Here is an 18,190-nt window from a genome sequence, read left to right as displayed (position 1 = left end):
AGGTTCTCACTTATTTAGGAGGTCAATGGTTCGCAGTTGACACATAAGTGATTAGATGATATTATTTAATAGTTGTTCAAATGAAAGCAGGAGCTACCCGCTTCTCGCCTGAGTAAATTTCTAAGTTTGCTGGGCATGATATCGAGTAAGAACTTGGTTATCCAAGGTCTTTAATTGAGAGCGGGCGCATTTCTGTGCCCGCTCTCTTTCTGCTTTTTCAAACTATTCGGAGGTGAAGTACCATAGCAAAAGATATGATGGTTAATGATGGAATCCGTGCGCGTGAGGTTCGTTTGATTGGTGCTAATGGTGATCAACTTGGTGTTAAGACTAAGTCAGAAGCGCTTCAGTTAGCTGAAGACGCCGATTTAGATCTTGTTCTGGTTGCTCCAAAGGCAAAACCACCGGTTGCAAAGATTCTTGATTACGGGAAGTATCGTTTCGAGTTGCAGAAGAAGGAACGTGAATCTCGTAAGAAACAAAAAGTCATCAGTGTCAAGGAAGTCCGATTAAGCCCAACAATTGATGTGAACGATTTTAACACCAAGTTGAAGAACGCCAAGAAGTTCTTGGCCAAGGGCGAAAAAGTTCGTGTATCAATTCGATTTAAGGGACGTGCCATTACTCATAAGGATATTGGTCGAAAAGTTCTTGACCGAATGGCTGCTGATACGGCTGACGTTGCCACCGTTACTCAACGACCTAAGATGGACGGAAGAAGCATGTTCTTAATGCTTTCACCAAAAGACCCAGATCAAAAATAATAGTTGTTAAATACTTGAGGAGGATTTTTACCAATGCCTAAACAAAAAACTAACCGTGCTGCAGCAAAACGTTTCAAGAGAACTGCCAACGGTGGATTTAAGAGTGCCAATGCTTACACAAGTCACCGTTTCCACGGTAAGACAAAGAAGCAACGTCGCCAACTTCGTGGTACTAGTATGATGGACAAGACTAACATCAAGACTTACAAGAAGTTATTGCCACATCTATAAAATCAACTATACAATCAATCATTTTTTTAAAATATAGGAGGAATTCAAAATGCCACGAGTAAAAGGTGGAACAGTCACACATGCACGTCGTAAGCGTGTTTTAAAATTAGCTAAGGGTTACCGCGGTGGAAAGTCTCGTTTATTCAAGACTGCCAAAGACCAAGTTATGAAGTCACAGGTTTATGCATTCCGTGACCGTCGTAACAACAAAGGTAACTTCCGTAAACTCTGGATCGCTCGTATTAACGCTGCTGCTCGTCTTAACGACCTTAGCTACAGCCAATTTATGCACGGTTTGAAGCTTGCCAACATCGACATGAACCGTAAAATGCTTGCTGATTTAGCTGTTAATGATGCAGATGCTTTCAAAGCACTCACTGACGAAGCTAAAAAGGTACTTAAGTAATTTTGATGTGCTAAAATGACTTTCACCGATAGTTTGGTGGAAGTTTTTTTAAATAAATTTACTATATTTAAGGAGCGACATATGTTGTCTCGATTTAAACCAACATGGATGATTGGGGATATTTATACAATTTCTCCTCAATTCCTGAGGGATCATAATATCAACTGTGTTCTAACCGATTTGGATAATACGCTGGTGCCTTGGAATTCCAAGAAGGGGTCCAAAGCACTCCGCGACTGGTTATCAGAAAACAAAAAATATGGCATTAAAGTGATTGTCGTCTCTAACAACAGTCACAAGCGGATTCAAAGGGCAGTTCAGGATTATGAATTACCATTTGTTCCTCGGGCAATGAAGCCACTGACCATCGGTATTCGGCACGCTTTGAAAGAGTTTAATTTAACAAAAAAGAATACTGTTATGATCGGGGATCAATTAATGACCGACGTGGTTGCTGCCAATAGCTGCGGTGTTCGCAGTATTTTGGTAAAGCCTCTAGTGCGCGATGATGCTTGGAACACCACCATCAATCGTTATTTTGAAAAGATTGTGTGGAATAAATTATCTAAAAAATACCCTGATTTACATTGGAAATAGGAGGAATTATGGCAAATAATGAAGTTGTTGTTGACGGTGAAGTCGTTCATTGTGTGGGTTGTGGCGCAACTGTTCAGACCACAGATAAGGACGCACTTGGATATACCCCTGAATCTGCTTTGAAAAAGGGGCTTGAAAATGGGGAAGTCTATTGCCAACGTTGTTTCAGACTCCGACACTATAATGAAATTGCTCCCGTCAGTTTATCAGATGATGACTTCTTAAAGCTGTTAACAAGTATTTCTGATACTGACTCGTTGATCGTCTATGTCGTTGACATTTTTGACGTCAATGGCAGCATGATTCCGGGACTCCATCGATTTGTTGGGAACAATCCCGTTTTGCTGGTAGGTAATAAGTTAGATATCCTGCCAAAGGCCTTGAAGAAGAATAAGGTCAAGGATTGGTTACGGCAACAAGCTAATGCTGCCGGTATTCGACCAATCGATGTCGAACTCATTTCTGCAAAGACCAATTTTGATATTGATCGTTTATTGGATCAAATTGAGAAGTATCGTAAAGGCAAAGACGTTTACGTTGTTGGTGTGACTAATGTTGGTAAATCGACTTTAATCAACTCGATTGTTCGGCAGTCGACTGGTATCAAAGAATTGATCACCACTTCACGTTTCCCAGGAACGACTTTGGATCGGATTGATATTCCATTAAATGATGGTCACAATCTGGTTGATACGCCAGGAATTATTCAACCGGAACAAATGGCTCATCACTTATCTGGCAAAGAACTGAACTTGGTGAAACCACAAAAAACGATTAAGCCGAAGGGATATCAACTAAACCCTGGTCAAACATTGTTTTTTGCGGGAGTTGCTCGATTTGACTACAATGCCGGTGACAAGCGTCATGGTTTTACCGTCTATGCAGAAAATAACTTATTCATTCATCGCACTAAGCTGGAGAATGCAGATGAGTTTTATGCCAGCCATGTTGGTTCATTCTTGACGCCTCCGACCGAAGACCAGAAAGATGATTTTCCACCATTGGAACCTCATGAATTCAAATCTACTGAAAAAAGTGATTTGGTAATTGAGGGCCTCGGCTGGGTAACCATTCCCGAAGGTGTTTCGGTCACTGGGTGGGCGCCAAAGGGTGTTTCAGTGTTGATGCGCCCCGCAATGATTTAAATAAAGAGGTATTTATGAAATTAACAGGAAAACAAAAACGTTTTTTAAGAGCCAACGCCAATCGCATACGGCCAATTTTTGAAGTCGGCAAAAACGGCTTATCAACTGTTTGGTTGGATGAGATTCAAAAAGCCCTTGATACAAGAGAATTGATCAAGATTAACGTTTTACAAAATTCAACTGCAACCGTTGATGATATCAAAGACTATATTGAAACCAAAAGCGATGTCACCGTTGTCCAAACAATTGGTAAGACGTTGGTCTTGTTCAAACCATCCAAAGATACAAATAAGCAAAAATTATCAAATGAAGTTTTTGCAATATAGAGGTAACTGAGTATGGCTAATGTTATGAATAATGTCGAAACATTAACGCAAACTAAAACTGTGACGCAAAAGAAGGGCAAACGAATAGGCATTCTTGGAGGGACTTTCAACCCGATTCACAATGGGCACCTCATCATTGCCGAACAGGTGCTGGATCAGCTGGGCCTCGACAAAGTCTATTTCATGCCCGATGCCAATCCACCGCATGTTGACAAAAAGTTTGCCATCGACGCTAAGGATCGAGTTGCCATGATCAATTGTGCAATTCGGGATAATCCCAAATTTGCAATTGAAATGGCCGAAATCATGCGCGGTGGGGTCAGTTATTCGTATGACACAATGAAACAGTTGACTCAGCAACATCCCGAAAACCAGTATTATTTCATCATTGGCGGTGATATGGTCAACTATCTCCCCGAATGGTATCGAATTGACGACTTAGTTAAACTAGTCTCGTTTGTGGGCGTTAAACGCGATGGTTATACGCCTGCTTCCAAGTATCCGGTTATTTGGGTTGATGTACCATTTATTGATATTTCATCGTCACTGATTCGCTCCAAGATGCGTCAACATCAGTCTATCAAATACCTGGTGCCATCTGCTGTTGAACATTATATAAAGGAGAACCATTTATATGAAAAATGATCAACTAACATATCAAGGCCATTTTGTTCCCTATACGAGGGATGAATTGGTTGGTAAATTGCACGCTGCTCTGACCGATCACCGATTTCAGCATGTCTTGCGGGTTGAACAAACCGCTATGGATTTAGCTGAACGAAATGGTGTCAGCATTGAGAAAGCAGCGATTGGCGGCCTGGTTCATGATTATGCCAAGCAACGGCCAGATGCCGATTTTATCAAGGCAATCAAGGAATATCAATTGGATCCTGAATTGTTGAATTATGGCAACGCAATTTGGCACGGTGTGGTTGGCTGGTTATTCGTCAAAAATGAGCTGCAGATTACAGATATTGATATTTTGAATGCCGTCAGGTACCATACAGTTGGGCATCAGTATATGACACCACTGGAACAAATTGTCTATATGGCGGACTATATTGAACCCGGCAGGGACTTTCCGGGTGTCGATGAAGCACGCAAGATTACCATGAATAACCTGCAGGATGGGGTGGCTTACCAGACCAAACAAACGTTGGAATATCTGGTCGCTCACAATAAACCCGTCTTTCCGCAAACAATTGTTACCTATAATAGTTGGGTACCAAGCTCAGGATTAGATTAAGGAGTAAATATGAATAGTAAAGAAATTTCAGAAGTTGTTGTACGTGCCGCAGATAGCAAACGGGCTAACGATATTGTTGTATTGGATATGCAAAAGGTGAGTTTGATGGCAGATTACTTTGTCATTGCTGACGCTGCCTCAAGCCGACAGGTTAAAGCCATTGCCGACGAAATCGTTGACCAAGTTGAAGCTGGCGACGTCAACGTTTACAGCGTATCTGGTAAAGAGTCGGCTCGTTGGATCTTAATTGATCTTGGGGATGTGGTCGTCCATATTTTCCAAAAGGACGTCCGGGACTTCTATAACTTGGAAAAGTTGTGGTCAGATGCACCAATCGTCAACACTGATTCATGGGTTGAGGCATAATGATTTATACAGAATTCGCCAAATTTTATGATGATCTATTTGACGTCACCCTGTATGATCGTTGGGCGCATTTTGTTGAAATTCAGACAAAGGGCATTCAAAAAGATCGCTCAGAACTGAAAATTTTAGATCTGGCTTGTGGAACCGGCCGTTTAGCTATCAAATTAGCTCAAATGGGTTTTCAGGTGACTGGCGCCGATCTATCAGAGGACATGTTAACAATTGCCGAGCAGAGATCACGCCAGGCAAAAGTTGACGTGCCCTTTATTCAAACTGACATGCGCACCATGGACGGACTTGATCAATATGATCTCATTACTTGTTTTGATGATTCACTAAATTATTTAATTGATCCTGATGATCTGGGAGCAACTTTTGAAGCGGTCCATGATCATTTAAGTGTGAATGGTCAATTTCTATTCGACATGATTTCACCTTATCAGGTTACTGAAGTATACCCAGGTTATATGTATAATTATCGCAGCGAAGATGCTGCCTTCATGTGGACCAGTTATGAAGGCGACTTTGCACCAATGTCTGTGGAACATGAGTTGAATTTCTTTCAATATAACGAGCAAAAGGACGCTTACGATGCGTACAATGAAATTCATCGTGAACGGGCATATGATGAAATGACAATTCGTAAAATGTTAAGTGCAGCTGGTTTTATGACCACACTCACCAGCACAGACTTCGGTGACAAGCCATTCATTCGCGATACCAAACGGTGGTTCTTTAATACCAGTACAAATTAAGGAAGTCGACAGACATGCTTCAGGCAGTGGGGATAATTTCTGAATACAATCCATTTCATAATGGCCATTCGTATATGCTGAACCAGGCCAAAGAGGTTACTGGCGCTGACGTGAGCGTTGCTTTGATGAGTGGCAATTGGCTGCAGCGTGGCGAGCCGGCAGCGTATGATAAATGGCAGCGCACCAAAGCAGCTTTATTAGGCGGCGTTGATTTGGTCATTGAATTGCCGTTATTTTCAGCTGTTCAGCCTTCACATTTGTTCGCAAAAGGAGCAGTGGACTTGGCTGCCCAAATGAAATGCAGGTGGTTGGCATTCGGCGCCGAACACCCTCAGATGGATTATCAACAATTGATTGATCATCAACCTGAGAATCCGGAAAGCTTCAAGAAGTTTGATCGACCATATGCTTCGATTTTTCAAGATTATTTGTACGATCAAACTGGTATTCGATTGAATCAGCCGAATGATATTTTGGGCTTTGGTTACGCAAAGGCAAATTTTGACGCTGGGAAACCGCTGCAGTTGGTTCCACTGCAACGTGTCGGTAGCCAGCATGATGATGTTCAGATTGACCATCAGGGTGCCATTGCGAGTGCTTCTGCTATTCGACAGGCAATTCACGACGATGATTCAGGTGATCTGGAAAGAGTGGTTCCAGAATCGACTTTAGCCATGATTCACCATGATCGAATGATGACTTGGGATGATTTTTGGCCGTTTTTACGATTTGAGTTGGTCGAGAACCCCGTTGAAAAACTTCATCAGATTTATCAAATGACCGAGGGCATTGAATATCGGCTCAAACGTGCCGCTATTAAGGCGGAAAGTTTCGCTGAATTCCTTCATTTGGTCAAAACTAAACGCTACACCTACACGCGTATTCAACGTTTATGCACTTATGTCTTGTTACATGCAGTCAGCAATGATATGCTTCAGACAGACGGATACGTCCGTCTGCTGGGGTTTAATTCAAAAGGCCAGCACTATTTGAATCAGATCAAAGGTGACCTTGCAGTACCTTTGATTACCAAAGTTAATGATGATGTTGTTGCCGACACGATTCAAATGGACTTTCGGGGTGGCATGCTGACACAAATGATTAACGGCCAGTCACAGGATTTTTATCGACACCCAATAATCATTGAATAATCAGTAAACTCCTATCAAGGAAATTGCCTTGACAAGCCTATTTGTTGCCGGTATAATAAGTTTTGTTGCATTGGAGGAATTATATTGAAATGGTACTTTAGAGACTTGCAAAAGTACTCAGATACTGATCCTTTCACATTCAATGAGAACCTTCAGATTAAAGCCGATTTGTTAGATCGATATGCCGATGAGGTCATCGATGCTTCCGACTTTAAAGTTGAAGGGACTGCATTTGCCGATCAGGGTGACGTAATTATTGACTCCCACATTGTTGGAAAGCTTGTGGTGCCATCATCACGTTCGCTCACACCCGTTGATTTACCACTTGATTTTACAGTTGAGGAATTTTATGTTCCAACCAAGGCTGCTGAATCCCGATATGGTAAAGATGACGTTGTCTTCGTTTTAGATGAAGATGATATGGTGGATATGCAAAGGGCAGTTGTTGATAATGTGATTTTGCATATTCCTATGCACGTCCTGTCTCCTGAGGAACTTGCAGGCAAAGAGATGCCAAGTGGTAATGACTGGGATGTTATGACAGTCGATGACTACAGCAAGCAGAAGGCAGAGTTAAAAACTGTTGATCCACGTCTAGCAGAATTGAAGAACTTTTTTAAAAATCGTGATTCAAAGTAGCTGGACTTAAAATTTCACTAGTGGATATTTTATTTTTACGAGGAGGGAAAAAGAATGGCTACACCAGCACGTAGAACTTCTAAAGCTAAAAAGCGCATGCGTCGCGGTCACATCAAGTTGACGACTCCTAATTTGAGCCTCGACCCAAAGACCGGTGAATACACCATGCCACATCACGTATCACCATCAGGCTTTTACAAAGGCCGTAAAGTTATCAAAGATAACAAGTAATTAATAACCAATTTAGAACGCCATGGATTCTAAATTGGTTTTTTTGTACACTTTTTTACATTAAAAAGGGCAACCAACGAAATCACTTTCGCTGATTGCCCTCATTTTTTTAGATTACAACTTATTTGGTAAAATCAACAACCATTCGGCCAACAATCTTGTTAGCTTTCATTTCGTCGATAATGTCGTTAACTTCGTCGAGACGACGGGTTTGAACGATTGGTTTAACTTTACCTTCAGCCCCAAACTGGAATGTTTCAGCAAGGTCTTGACGGGTACCAACAAGTGATCCGGCAACTTGAATACCATCAAGAACGGTCTTATCGATGTTCAAGGCCATGTCACCCTTAGGGAGGGCGACGGCAACTAATTTACCATCTGGGCGTAATGCGTTAACAGAAGTGGTAAATGCGTCGGTTGTAACTGCGGTGATTTGTGCGTTATGAACGCCGCCAACCTTCTTTTGAATCTGTTCAGCAACGTCTGGATCATGACGGTTGATTAAGATGTCAGCACCGTTTTCTTTAGCTGCTTGGAGTTTCTGATCGTTACCATCAACGGCAACCACGTGGGCACCAAAAACGTTATGTGCGTACTGAACGGCCAAGTTACCCAGACCACCACAGCCGACTACTTCAACCCATTGACCAGGCCGAGTGTCACCAACTTTGAGGGCTTTATACATGGTAACACCGGCACAAGTTAATGAAGTTGCTTCAACTGGATCAAGTCCTTCTGGCACTTTAACGGCGTAGTCAGCTGGAACGATGACTTGTTCAGCCATGGCACCATCAACTGTATAACCAGAGTTTTGAACGTTGCGGCAAAGAGTCTCACGGCCAGTGATACAATACTCACAATGGCCACAACCTCTGTAGAACCACGCGATTGAAACGCGATCACCAATTTTTAGATTAGTGACGTCGTCGGCAACTTGAATCACTTTACCAACACCCTCGTGACCAATAATGCGGCCGGGGACTTTACCAAAATCGCCTTCAGCAACATGCAAATCTGTGTGACATAATCCACAATATTCGACTTGAACGAGTGCTTCACCTTCATGAATGGGACGTAAAGTAACATCTTTGATATCAACGTATCCGTCAACGGGATCTCTAACAACAGCAGCTTTCATAGGTTTAATCATCCTTTTTGTAATATATTTTCAAACAAATACAGTATAACCACAGAAATTATAATTATCAAGTGAATATTTGCACAAATATGGGTAAAGTGAAAAATATTTCCACCCAATTTCATTGGTTTTTATAAGTTTTATCAAAGTAAAAGCCTAAAACTCTCATAATTATGGTAAAATGAGAGTTATGTTAAAAGGTTTCTATGTTACTAATAAACAAATTAAGATAATTTATAGGAGAGCTGATTATTTATGAGTCGAATTTTGATTATTGAAGACGAAAAGAATTTAGCCCGATTCGTCGAACTGGAATTAAAGCACGAAGGCTATGATACCCAGGTTGAGTTAAACGGCCGAACAGGGCTGCAAGCTGCATTGGATGAGAATTTCGATGTTATTTTGCTGGATTTAATGTTGCCAGAACTTAATGGGATGGAAGTTGCTCGTCGATTACGTGAAAAGAAGAACACACCAATCATTATGATGACTGCTCGTGATTCTGTGATTGATCGCGTTTCCGGATTTGATCACGGTGCCGATGATTACATCGTTAAGCCATTTGCGATTGAAGAACTATTGGCTCGAATTCGGGCATTACTTCGTCGAATTCAAATCGAAAACGACCAACAAAAGAGCAACAAAAAATCAGTTACCTTTAAAGATTTGACCATTGAAAAGGAAAGCCGAATTGTCCGTCGTGGAGATGAAGTGATCAACCTCACAAAGCGTGAATATGAATTACTCCTGACATTAATGGAAAATGTTGATGTGGTTTTGGCTCGTGATGTCCTTCTTACCAAGGTATGGGGCTATGATTCCGAAGTTGAAACCAACGTGGTTGACGTTTACATTAGATACCTCAGAAACAAGATTGATCGTCCCGGTGAAAATAGTTATATTCAAACAGTTAGAGGTACGGGGTACGTGATGCGGTCATGAACCAACCCAACACACAATCAAAAAGAAGAAAGACATCGCTAAAATGGAAATGGGCGTTTTTTACGTCCATTGGTGTTTTAGCGATTGTTGTTATCTTCTCAGCTTTAATTTTTAATCGATTCACAAATGTGCTGTTGCAACAGGAGAGATCACACATTGACAACACTTTGAGCACTGTGTCTTCCAGGCTTTCTAATTATTCATCCCCATTGAGTAAGAGTGATGTGGCTTACTATCTTAAGCCCAAAATTAGCGAGGATAATGATCAGATAACCCAGGCGGATGGCAACGACTTGTACTCGAATTCTTTAATTGTAAATTTTTCTCGTGACAACATTTTGGTAAATGTTTACAGCGTTAACGGTAAGGAATTGTTTGAATCTCGCAAAGGTGCAGTGAAATTCTATTCTGCTAGCAAACGAAAAATATTTACAACCAAACAGAACCACCGTCAAGTCATGGTGGGGGCTGAGCCCTTACTCTCAAAGAAGAATGGTTCATTGGTTGGCTATGCACAGGTCACCGATCGATTGGATAATTATCGATCAACGGCTAATAAGCTGTTGGTGATTTTAATTATCCTGGTTTTGATTTCTGTTATTATTGCGATGATTTTCGCCTACTTTTTGGCACAAGAATTACTGCGGCCAATTAACGATATTCAAAAAACTATTAATAAAGTTAAAAGCGATCCAGACTCAGATGCCCGAATCCCACAGTTCAGATCAAACGATGAGTTGACTGATTTGGCTGACTTGTTAAATGGAATGCTGGACCAAATGCAACGATATATCGATCAGCAGCAACAGTTCGTTGAAGATGTTTCCCATGAACTGCGAACCCCTGTAGCGGTCATTCAAGGACACATCGATATGCTGCTGCGGTGGGGGAAAGACGATCCTGAAGTCTTGGAAGAATCGTTGAAAGCCTCACTGCAGGAAACTAACCGAATGAAGAGTTTGGTTTCTGAAATGTTGGACCTTTCACGTGCGGAGCAGATTGAAATCAACTATGGTGAGGAAATCACGGATGTTAACCAAGTGGTTGCCCAGGTATATAACGATTTCAAAATGATTCATCCAGATTTCACGTTTACCTTTGATGACGACACGGACAACGATATTTACGTTAAAATTTACCGAAACCATTTGGAACAGGTATTGGTCATTTTAATGGATAACGCAATCAAATATTCAACAAAACGCAAAGAAGTCCATTTATCAATGTCAACATCGATGTCGATGGTTAATATTGCCGTTCAAGACTTTGGTGAAGGTATTTCTGAAGAGGACAAACAAAAGGTCTTCAATCGATTCTATCGAGTTGACAAAGCTCGTAGTCGAGATAAGGGCGGTAACGGTCTGGGTCTTTCAATTGCGCATCGGCTGATCGAAGCCTACCATGGGAACATTTCCATTGAGAGTTCTCTGGGCTATGGCTCAATTTTCCAAGTTAACTTGCCGATCATGCAGGATATGCCTGATGAAGCAGAGATGGAATCTCAGATCAAAGACGACAAAGACCAACATGAAAAGAATGATCTTCCTGAAGGTATCTTGGATACGTCCAAGGAAGAGCAGAAACATGATACTGCCGATCAAGATAATGGTTTGCCAGAGGGTATTTTGGACACCTCAAAGGAAAGCCAAAATCATCATGACTCCAGTAATGAATCAAATCATTCACATCCTGATGAAGATAAGTAAGTATTCAAAAAGAGTTGAAGCAATCCGCTTCAACTCTTTTTGATTGGTCTAATTTAATTTCCCAAGTTCTCTGCGAACTTCCGGGGCTTCTGCTTTACTGCTGGTGAAAATAATTCGATCATTCAACTTCAATGAAGTGCCCCCAGATGGTCGGATAAAGCGTTTGTCACGATAAATTTGGGTAATTGTGACCTTATCGATAAATGGAATGTTCCGAACCTGGATATCCGCATAACGACGGTTCCTGAGAGCCACCTCATAGACACTGGAGTCTGTTGAAGTCATCAGCCGCATAGTTGATGGGGATTCAATTAAAGCCCTGAGCATGCTGATATTGACGTCTGGCGTGTTGTAAAGCTCCACACCCAGCCGATTGAGTTCATCCCGACGGTCATCCAAAATATTGCGATCTTCAAAGCGGACGATCACGCGGTTAACCCCATACTTTTTCGCAATTTTAGCTAATTCATAGTTCTTTTCGGAATTAATTTGACCCAGGACGACAACATCCGCATCGAAAACACCATTTTTAATCATGAATTCAGGATCCAAACTATCCAAGAGCTGGATGGTCGTTTCACTGTTAAATGCCCGATAGTTGTGCTGATTATTAGTGTACATTGTGACGTCATACCAGCCCTTTGCTAATTGTTGGGCCACTGGAACCGTGGTGAGGTTGGTGCCGATAAAATGGACTGTTGTTTTCTTTAAATCCTCAGACTCAGAAGAATATAGTTTGTTAAAAATCAACGGACCAACGACACACGTAATCACAGCAGAGAGAAGGAATGCGCCGGATTGTTGATTGGTGATTCGATGCAGGTGGCTGGCAACTTGTAAGACCGCTAATACCACAGTAATGGTTGTGGCAGTCATTGCAGTTCCGGCAATCGAATTTGAATTTTTAAAGCGTAATTTCAGTGCTGTGAACACTAATGATTTTGCCAAAACGTACCCAACAAAAATGACTGGAATTAAAATGAGTGTCTGAGGATTAGTAATCAATTGTCGTAGATTTAAATTAACGCCGCTCATAATAAAGAAAATCGGGATGAAAAAACCATAGCCGATTGAATCCAGTCGTACTTTGGTTTCCTCGTGTGGTTCAAGCAGCTTAATGACAATTCCAGCTAAAAATGCCCCTAGGATTCCTTCGGCACCAACGGATTCCGCCACCGTCACCAAGGTTACGATCATGAAAAATGATAGGCGAATATCAACTTGGGTGGTGGATTTATTGATTTGGTCGAAGAAGCGAAAGAAAGCTTTAAATCGCCAGAACAACAGCGCTGCGGCAACCAAGATCAATAAGATTAGCCATAATGATTTTGAATGTGGACTATATGCCGATGCGTAAAACGTCAGCCCGATCATCGGGACCACTTCACCAAGGCCGGCAATTAGAAGAATTGCTTGGCCAAACGGTTTACTGAGCAGTTCTTTTTCTTTCAGACCAGCAATGACAATCCCTAATGAAATTGTCATGAAGAGAATGGCTGACAACCAAACATCTGAGAAGAGACCAGTCAATTTAAGAATATAAGCCATTACAAATGACATCAGAATAATTGTGCCATAAGCAACTGATGCAATTTTAAGCACTGAGTACTTAGGCTGATTCTGCTGATTTTTGGCGGCTAAAGGTGATAGTTCACGGGGCTTGCTTTTGAACAAACTGAAATCAATCTCCATGCCGCTCAAAAACAATAGAAAAATAACCCCGACGTTTTGGAGAATATTGAGTGTCTCGGAGGTTGCAATCCAGTTAAAAACTGATGGTCCCAAAAAGACACCAACGATGATCTCCACAACGGCAGTGGGTAGAAAAGTAATCTTAAAGCGTGCCATTGCCAAAGGGATGACTAGGGCAGCCAGCAGAATGATTAGTAGTGATAATTGGTTCATAAACCTCAACAACTCTTTTCTTGAAAAATATCCATGAATATCCTACCATTCATGGGCTTAGTTCGGGTGAAATTGAGTCCAAAAATTTTAACGGCGATAAAAAAATCACACCCTAAGATGTGATTGGCCGATTAGATACTATTAATGATGTCTTTGCTGCTTGCCAGCATTTCTCTTCCTATTTGATTTTGGCTTCTCAGTTTGCTTTGGTGCAGGCTTTGAAGTGGTTGCCTGTTTTGCAGCAGATGCAGGTTTGTGATTAACTTGCTGCTTGCCGGAGTTGCGTTGCCGGTTGCGTTCGTGCACATTCGGGCCAGCTGGTTTTTCATTTTCGACCGGGGCGGGGCTCGGCATCAAATCTTCAACTGTGACGACTTTTTTGCCTTCATTTTCCTTGGCAATATTCTTTCGAATTCTTGGTCGATACATATTGATAATTAATGTCTGAACACACGCAAACAGTCCACCGATGAAGAAGTAAATGCCCAAGCCAGCTGGGGCTGTCAGTGTGAATACCAAGATCATAATTGGACTCATCAACATCATGGCACCCATTTGTTTCTTCTGAGCCGCGGGTGTCCCCAGCATTGCGATGTACCCTTGTAATAGGTAGGAAAGAAACGACAAGACCGCTAACAGCCAGCTTGATTGGCCAAGTCGGATTCCCATGAAGACCGTGTGTGACAATTCAGGTGAATAACGAATAGCAGCATACAAAGCAGTAAAAATTGGCATTTGAATCAGCAGTGGTAAACAACCAATTCCACCGGTCATTGAAATCCCGTTTTGCTTGTACAAGGCCATCATCGCTTGGCTGGCAGCAGTTTGCTCTTCAGGCGTTTTGGCAGCTTTGGTTCGTTTCTGCAGTTCAGCCATCTGTGGTCGAATTAACTGCATCTTTTCTTGTTGGATCGTTGAAGCCTTCATTTGGCGAACCATGATTGGCAGCAGGAACAATCGCACAACAACAGTCAATACGATGATTGCCCAGCCATAACTGCCAACAAACTGGGCAATCCATTCCATGATCCCTTGTGCTGGACGAGCCAAGTAATCGTAAACTGCACCATACGGCTTACCTGACTTAGTCGTGCGGACACAGCCACTTAAAAGTAGGGCCATACCGGAAAGTAATCCGAGAGTGGTTAAGTGTTTAATTTTTTTCATGAGTAAGACCTTTCTTAAGTTAGTACGTAAACAAAACAATCTTACTAGATTATCGACTGCTTTTCAATTTAATATTTAACATTAAACCCTTTATTAACCCTTTTCGCGATATAATTGATTTGAAGACTTCTTACTTTGGCAAATGAAGTTGGTGACTGGCGGATTTTTTCAATGAAATGATCCAGGTTTTCATGACTGCCACTGGCGAGAATCGAAACGCTGCCGTCCGGTTCATTCTTGACCCAGCCGGAGATGTCCAAGGATTCTGCAATCTGAATCGTTGCCCACCTGAAGCCGACACCTTGGACTCGTCCGGAAGCGTTCATTTTAACGGTTTTAATATTGTCATTCACATTTAAGACCACCTATCATTGAATTAAGAAAGAGAGATATTTATGGATATTGAAAGAATTACTTCGAATCAGAACAACCGTGTTAAAGAGTGGACTAAGATGCAGTCCAAAAAAGGCCGAGTTAAATCCGGTCAATACGTGATTGAAGGCTGGCATATCGTTGACGAAGCCATTCGACATCGTCAGGCAATCAAACAATTAATGGTTGTTGATGAAAGCTACCTTGGAGATTTGCCAGTCGACGACGATACTGAAGTCTTCTTGATCACTCCGGAAATCGCCAAACATATTTCTTCAACCGAAACACCCCAAGGCGTTTTCGCCGTCTTGGAAACCGAGGATTATCATGAGCAGATTCCAAGCGATCTAAAGGGTGCCTGGTTGCTGTTGGACAACATTCAAGATCCTGGTAACATTGGAACAATGGTTCGGACTGCGGATGCTGCAGGCCTGGATGGCATTGTTTTTGGCAAGGGGTCAGCCGATCTTTACAACCCGAAAGTGGTTCGCTCAATGCAGGGCAGTCAATTTCATATGAAGCTCTTTACCGGAGACATTCTGGAGTGGATGGCTGCGTTTAAGGATGCCGGAGTCAAAACTTATGGCACCGAGTTAAATGATCAAGCCATTTCCTACTATGATATAACACCTACGAAACAATTTGCACTGATTATGGGAAATGAAGGTAACGGGGTTGATCCGGCAATTTTGGAAAAGACCGACCAAAACCTCTACATTCCAATGAACGGTGAAGCTGAATCTTTGAATGTGGCCGTTGCGACTGGGATATTACTTTTCAAGTTTGTTAAATAAGGTTCGTTTTCATTGATATTTGGGGCAATACCTAGTATCATGTTGATAAATAAAGACAAAGGGGTATTACATGCAAAAGGATGAATGGAAAAACGATTCTGAGTATCGTGAAATAGTTTCTGACCTGATGGCAACTGATATGGTTAAGAAATTGGCTAACTATACTCAACACCATCACTCAACTCGACTTGAACATTCCATTGCTGTTTCTTTTGACAGTTACAAGATTGCCAAAAGAAGGGGTTTAGACTATCGTGCAGTTGCTCGTGCTGGTCTGCTTCATGATCTGTTTTTCTACGACTGGAGAACTACCAAGTTTGATTTAGGTTCTCACGCATTTATTCACCCACGGGTTGCCTTGCGGAATGCCGAACGGATCACAAAGTTATCACCAATGGAAAAAGACATTATTTTGAAGCACATGTGGGGGTTAACACTCGCACGACCAAAGTATGAAGAAAGTGTCATTGTTTCACTGGTTGACGACTATGAAGCAGTTCACGAATTTGTGAGTCCACTTAAAGCCAAGTTTGAAACTTTAAAAAAACAAGTTAAAGGAACCACAGCAACCAAATAACAATTTTTATTTTGAGAGGGGGAATTTATATGCGACAGGTAATTGGGTTACAAGATGCAATCAATTATTATTTGTGTCCAAAGTTTGAAAAAACTTTTTCATTCCTTGGTAAGAAATGGAATGGTTTAATCATTGACGTCCTCCTTCAGGAAGGTGTTTTACGTTTCCGTGAAATCGCCAGACAAATTCCTAAGTGCAGTGACCGAGTATTGGTTGAGCGTTTGCGTGAGCTTGAAGAAGATGGCGTTGTCATCAGAACTGAACACGATGACTCATCATTGATCGAGTATTCATTGACTGAACAAGGCAAGGAATTGGCACCAATCATGCATGAGATTCATACATGGTCAGAAAAATGGTATCCAAGCATTAAAAAGTAGCTTGACCATTTTTTCGTTTTAGCTTATTATTCACTAATGTAAAGCGTTTGAGAAAAAAGTAGTAGGTTGATTGCCTATCTGAGAGACTTCGTGGTTGGTGAAAACGAAGTAGGGGATCTTCACGAATTCATTTTTCGAGCTGAAATTGGGCGTTATTTAACAAAAAATTTCCGGGTAATCACCGTTAACGATGTCTTAAGTGTGTTGTCTTTTGAGACAGCAAATTAGGGTGGTACCGCGTTGCTTCGTCCCTTGTTGGGCGAAGCTTTTTTTGTGTTTAAAAATAGAACTGGAGGGATACTATGTCACTGCGAGATCAATTAACAGAGATCAAAGAACAAGGGCTTGCGGATATTCAGCAAACCAGCGATTTAAAGACATTAAATGGAATCCGGGTGCATTTACTTGGTAAGAAGGGGCCAATCACCGCTGCACTTCGTGGAATCAAAGATTTAACCCCCGAAGAGCGTCCAGAAGTTGGTAGTTATGCCAATAAGATTCGCGATGCGATTACTGAGGCGGTTGCCGATCATCGAGAAAAATTGGAAGATGCTGCTTTGAATGAGCAACTGGCTTCAGAAAAGATTGATGTCACTATGCCGGGTAAACCCGTTACGCAGGGCCAACCACATGTTATTCAACAGATCATCGATCAAATTGTCGATTTATTCTTAGGGATGGGTTATGAAGTCTTGTCCGGTCCTGAAGTTGAAGAGGATAAGTATAACTTCGAAATGATGAACTTACCTAAGAATCATCCAGCACGAGATATGCAGGATACATTCTACATAAGTAAAGAAATTTTGATGCGAACCCAAACCTCACCTATGCAGGCCCGAGCCTTGGAAAAGCATGATTTTTCGAAGGGACCTTTGAAGATGGTATCACCAGGAATCGTTTATCGCCGTGATACCGATGATCCGACCCATTCACATCAATTCCATCAGGTTGAAGGCCTGTTCATCGATGAACACGTCACCATGGCCGATTTGAAGGGAACGTTAATCACCATGGCCCAAAATATTTTTGGTGATAAATTTGATATTCGGCTCCGTCCCAGTTATTTTCCATTTACTGAGCCTTCAGTTGAAGTCGATGTGACTTGTTTTAACTGCATGGGCAAAGGTTGTGACGTCTGCAAGCACACTGGCTGGATTGAAGTCTTGGGTGCCGGCATGGTTCATCCAAATGTTTTGGACATGGCAGGTGTTGATTCGAAGAAGTACGGTGGCTTTGCCTTTGGAGTTGGCCCAGATCGTTTCGCTATGCTCAAATATGGTGTTGATGACATCCGTGACTTCTATTTGGATGATGTCCGCTTCTTAAATCAATTCAGTAAGAGGGGTAATTAG

The 18,190-nt window shown here is 41.8% G+C and carries 23 protein-coding genes and 2 other annotated features; of the genes, 19 read left to right on the top strand and 4 right to left on the bottom strand.

Annotated features, from left to right (window positions below; translation table 11 throughout):
- The first annotated feature begins 78 nt into the window (after nucleotides 1-78).
- Nucleotides 79-216, top strand: a sequence feature (ribosomal protein L20 leader region).
- A gap of 38 nt (nucleotides 217-254) precedes the next feature.
- The 13 genes from infC to rpmF all read left to right on the top strand — a co-directional run bounded on the left by infC (nucleotide 255) and on the right by rpmF (nucleotide 7,857).
- Nucleotides 255-764: a translation initiation factor IF-3 gene (gene infC / locus FD05_RS09580; RefSeq protein ID WP_020280148.1), complete on the top strand. Its 510-nt coding sequence runs from the start codon at nucleotides 255-257 to the stop codon at nucleotides 762-764.
- Nucleotides 765-797: 33 nt separating this feature from the next.
- Nucleotides 798-995 (top strand): 50S ribosomal protein L35, encoded by a 198-nt coding sequence (gene rpmI / locus FD05_RS09575; protein WP_008856901.1) that lies wholly within the window; start codon nucleotides 798-800, stop codon nucleotides 993-995.
- 49 nt (nucleotides 996-1,044) lie between these two features.
- Complete coding sequence (gene rplT, locus FD05_RS09570; RefSeq protein ID WP_020280149.1) at nucleotides 1,045-1,401, top strand: 50S ribosomal protein L20; 357 nt, start codon at nucleotides 1,045-1,047, stop codon at nucleotides 1,399-1,401.
- A 15-nt stretch (nucleotides 1,402-1,416) separates the two neighbouring features.
- The gene (locus FD05_RS09565) at nucleotides 1,417-1,998 is read left to right on the top strand and encodes a YqeG family HAD IIIA-type phosphatase (protein ID WP_338033313.1); all 582 of its coding nucleotides are present in this window, start codon (nucleotides 1,417-1,419) and stop codon (nucleotides 1,996-1,998) included.
- A gap of 8 nt (nucleotides 1,999-2,006) precedes the next feature.
- A complete protein-coding gene (gene yqeH / locus FD05_RS09560; protein ID WP_020280151.1) occupies nucleotides 2,007-3,143 on the top strand; it encodes a ribosome biogenesis GTPase YqeH in 1,137 nt (378 codons plus the stop codon).
- A 14-nt stretch (nucleotides 3,144-3,157) separates the two neighbouring features.
- A complete protein-coding gene (gene yhbY / locus FD05_RS09555) occupies nucleotides 3,158-3,469 on the top strand; it encodes a ribosome assembly RNA-binding protein YhbY (protein ID WP_020280152.1) in 312 nt (103 codons plus the stop codon).
- Nucleotides 3,470-3,481: 12 nt separating this feature from the next.
- Nucleotides 3,482-4,114 carry a nicotinate-nucleotide adenylyltransferase gene (locus FD05_RS09550; protein ID WP_039932311.1) on the top strand — a complete coding sequence of 211 codons (633 nt, stop codon included), beginning with the start codon at nucleotides 3,482-3,484 and terminating at the stop codon, nucleotides 4,112-4,114.
- Nucleotides 4,104-4,715: a bis(5'-nucleosyl)-tetraphosphatase (symmetrical) YqeK gene (gene yqeK, locus FD05_RS09545; RefSeq protein ID WP_020280154.1), complete on the top strand. Its 612-nt coding sequence runs from the start codon at nucleotides 4,104-4,106 to the stop codon at nucleotides 4,713-4,715. The genes FD05_RS09550 and yqeK overlap by 11 nt, the downstream gene beginning before the upstream one ends.
- A 9-nt stretch (nucleotides 4,716-4,724) precedes the next feature.
- Nucleotides 4,725-5,081, top strand: a complete 357-nt coding sequence (rsfS, locus tag FD05_RS09540) for a ribosome silencing factor (RefSeq protein WP_020280155.1) — start codon at nucleotides 4,725-4,727, stop codon at nucleotides 5,079-5,081.
- Nucleotides 5,081-5,836: a class I SAM-dependent DNA methyltransferase gene (locus FD05_RS09535; RefSeq protein ID WP_020280156.1), complete on the top strand. Its 756-nt coding sequence runs from the start codon at nucleotides 5,081-5,083 to the stop codon at nucleotides 5,834-5,836. The genes rsfS and FD05_RS09535 overlap by 1 nt, the downstream gene beginning before the upstream one ends.
- A gap of 14 nt (nucleotides 5,837-5,850) precedes the next feature.
- Entirely contained in the window at nucleotides 5,851-6,987 is a 1,137-nt protein-coding gene (locus FD05_RS09530; RefSeq protein WP_020280157.1) for a nucleotidyltransferase, read from the top strand.
- A gap of 84 nt (nucleotides 6,988-7,071) precedes the next feature.
- Entirely contained in the window at nucleotides 7,072-7,626 is a 555-nt protein-coding gene (locus tag FD05_RS09525; protein ID WP_020280158.1) for a DUF177 domain-containing protein, read from the top strand.
- Between the two features lie 54 nt (nucleotides 7,627-7,680).
- Nucleotides 7,681-7,857 (top strand): 50S ribosomal protein L32, encoded by a 177-nt coding sequence (rpmF, locus tag FD05_RS09520; protein WP_008856889.1) that lies wholly within the window; start codon nucleotides 7,681-7,683, stop codon nucleotides 7,855-7,857.
- 121 nt (nucleotides 7,858-7,978) lie between these two features.
- Here the strand turns inward: rpmF and adhP are convergent, their stop codons facing one another.
- Nucleotides 7,979-8,995 carry an alcohol dehydrogenase AdhP gene (gene adhP, locus FD05_RS09515; protein ID WP_020280159.1) on the bottom strand — a complete coding sequence of 339 codons (1,017 nt, stop codon included), beginning with the start codon at nucleotides 8,993-8,995 and terminating at the stop codon, nucleotides 7,979-7,981.
- 255 nt (nucleotides 8,996-9,250) lie between these two features.
- Between adhP and FD05_RS09510 the strand changes: the two genes are divergently transcribed.
- On the top strand, nucleotides 9,251-9,937 hold the full coding sequence (locus FD05_RS09510; protein ID WP_020280160.1) for a response regulator transcription factor: 687 nt from the start codon (nucleotides 9,251-9,253) through the stop codon (nucleotides 9,935-9,937).
- On the top strand, nucleotides 9,934-11,643 hold the full coding sequence (locus tag FD05_RS09505; protein WP_020280161.1) for a HAMP domain-containing histidine kinase: 1,710 nt from the start codon (nucleotides 9,934-9,936) through the stop codon (nucleotides 11,641-11,643). Before FD05_RS09510 ends, FD05_RS09505 begins: the two co-directional genes overlap by 4 nt.
- Before the next feature lie 48 nt (nucleotides 11,644-11,691).
- Here FD05_RS09505 and FD05_RS09500 read toward each other — a convergent pair whose 3' ends face one another.
- The 3 genes from FD05_RS09500 to FD05_RS09490 form a co-directional block, all read right to left on the bottom strand.
- Complete coding sequence (locus FD05_RS09500; RefSeq protein WP_020280162.1) at nucleotides 11,692-13,548, bottom strand: cation:proton antiporter family protein; 1,857 nt, start codon at nucleotides 13,546-13,548, stop codon at nucleotides 11,692-11,694.
- A gap of 141 nt (nucleotides 13,549-13,689) precedes the next feature.
- Nucleotides 13,690-14,715: a membrane protein insertase YidC gene (gene yidC / locus FD05_RS09495; RefSeq protein WP_020280163.1), complete on the bottom strand. Its 1,026-nt coding sequence runs from the start codon at nucleotides 14,713-14,715 to the stop codon at nucleotides 13,690-13,692.
- Nucleotides 14,716-14,783: 68 nt separating this feature from the next.
- A complete protein-coding gene (locus FD05_RS09490) occupies nucleotides 14,784-15,068 on the bottom strand; it encodes an acylphosphatase (RefSeq protein ID WP_039932314.1) in 285 nt (94 codons plus the stop codon).
- Between the two features lie 42 nt (nucleotides 15,069-15,110).
- On the opposite strand from FD05_RS09490, the gene FD05_RS09485 reads away from it, so the two are divergent.
- The 4 genes from FD05_RS09485 to pheS all read left to right on the top strand — a co-directional run bounded on the left by FD05_RS09485 (nucleotide 15,111) and on the right by pheS (nucleotide 18,190).
- Nucleotides 15,111-15,881 carry a TrmH family RNA methyltransferase gene (locus tag FD05_RS09485; RefSeq protein ID WP_020280165.1) on the top strand — a complete coding sequence of 257 codons (771 nt, stop codon included), beginning with the start codon at nucleotides 15,111-15,113 and terminating at the stop codon, nucleotides 15,879-15,881.
- A gap of 70 nt (nucleotides 15,882-15,951) precedes the next feature.
- Entirely contained in the window at nucleotides 15,952-16,458 is a 507-nt protein-coding gene (locus tag FD05_RS09480; RefSeq protein ID WP_020280166.1) for an HD domain-containing protein, read from the top strand.
- Between the two features lie 29 nt (nucleotides 16,459-16,487).
- Nucleotides 16,488-16,838 (top strand): winged helix-turn-helix transcriptional regulator, encoded by a 351-nt coding sequence (locus FD05_RS09475; RefSeq protein WP_020280167.1) that lies wholly within the window; start codon nucleotides 16,488-16,490, stop codon nucleotides 16,836-16,838.
- Nucleotides 16,839-16,875: 37 nt separating this feature from the next.
- Nucleotides 16,876-17,094 (top strand) — a binding site (T-box leader).
- Nucleotides 17,095-17,140: 46 nt separating this feature from the next.
- Nucleotides 17,141-18,190, top strand: a complete 1,050-nt coding sequence (gene pheS, locus FD05_RS09470; protein WP_020280169.1) for a phenylalanine--tRNA ligase subunit alpha — start codon at nucleotides 17,141-17,143, stop codon at nucleotides 18,188-18,190.

The organism is Lentilactobacillus otakiensis DSM 19908 = JCM 15040 (genome assembly GCF_001434145.1).
GTDB lineage: Bacteria > Bacillota > Bacilli > Lactobacillales > Lactobacillaceae > Lentilactobacillus > Lentilactobacillus otakiensis.
The sequence above is the reverse complement of the archived record's forward strand: the minus strand, read 5'-3'. Positions and strand labels throughout refer to the sequence as shown.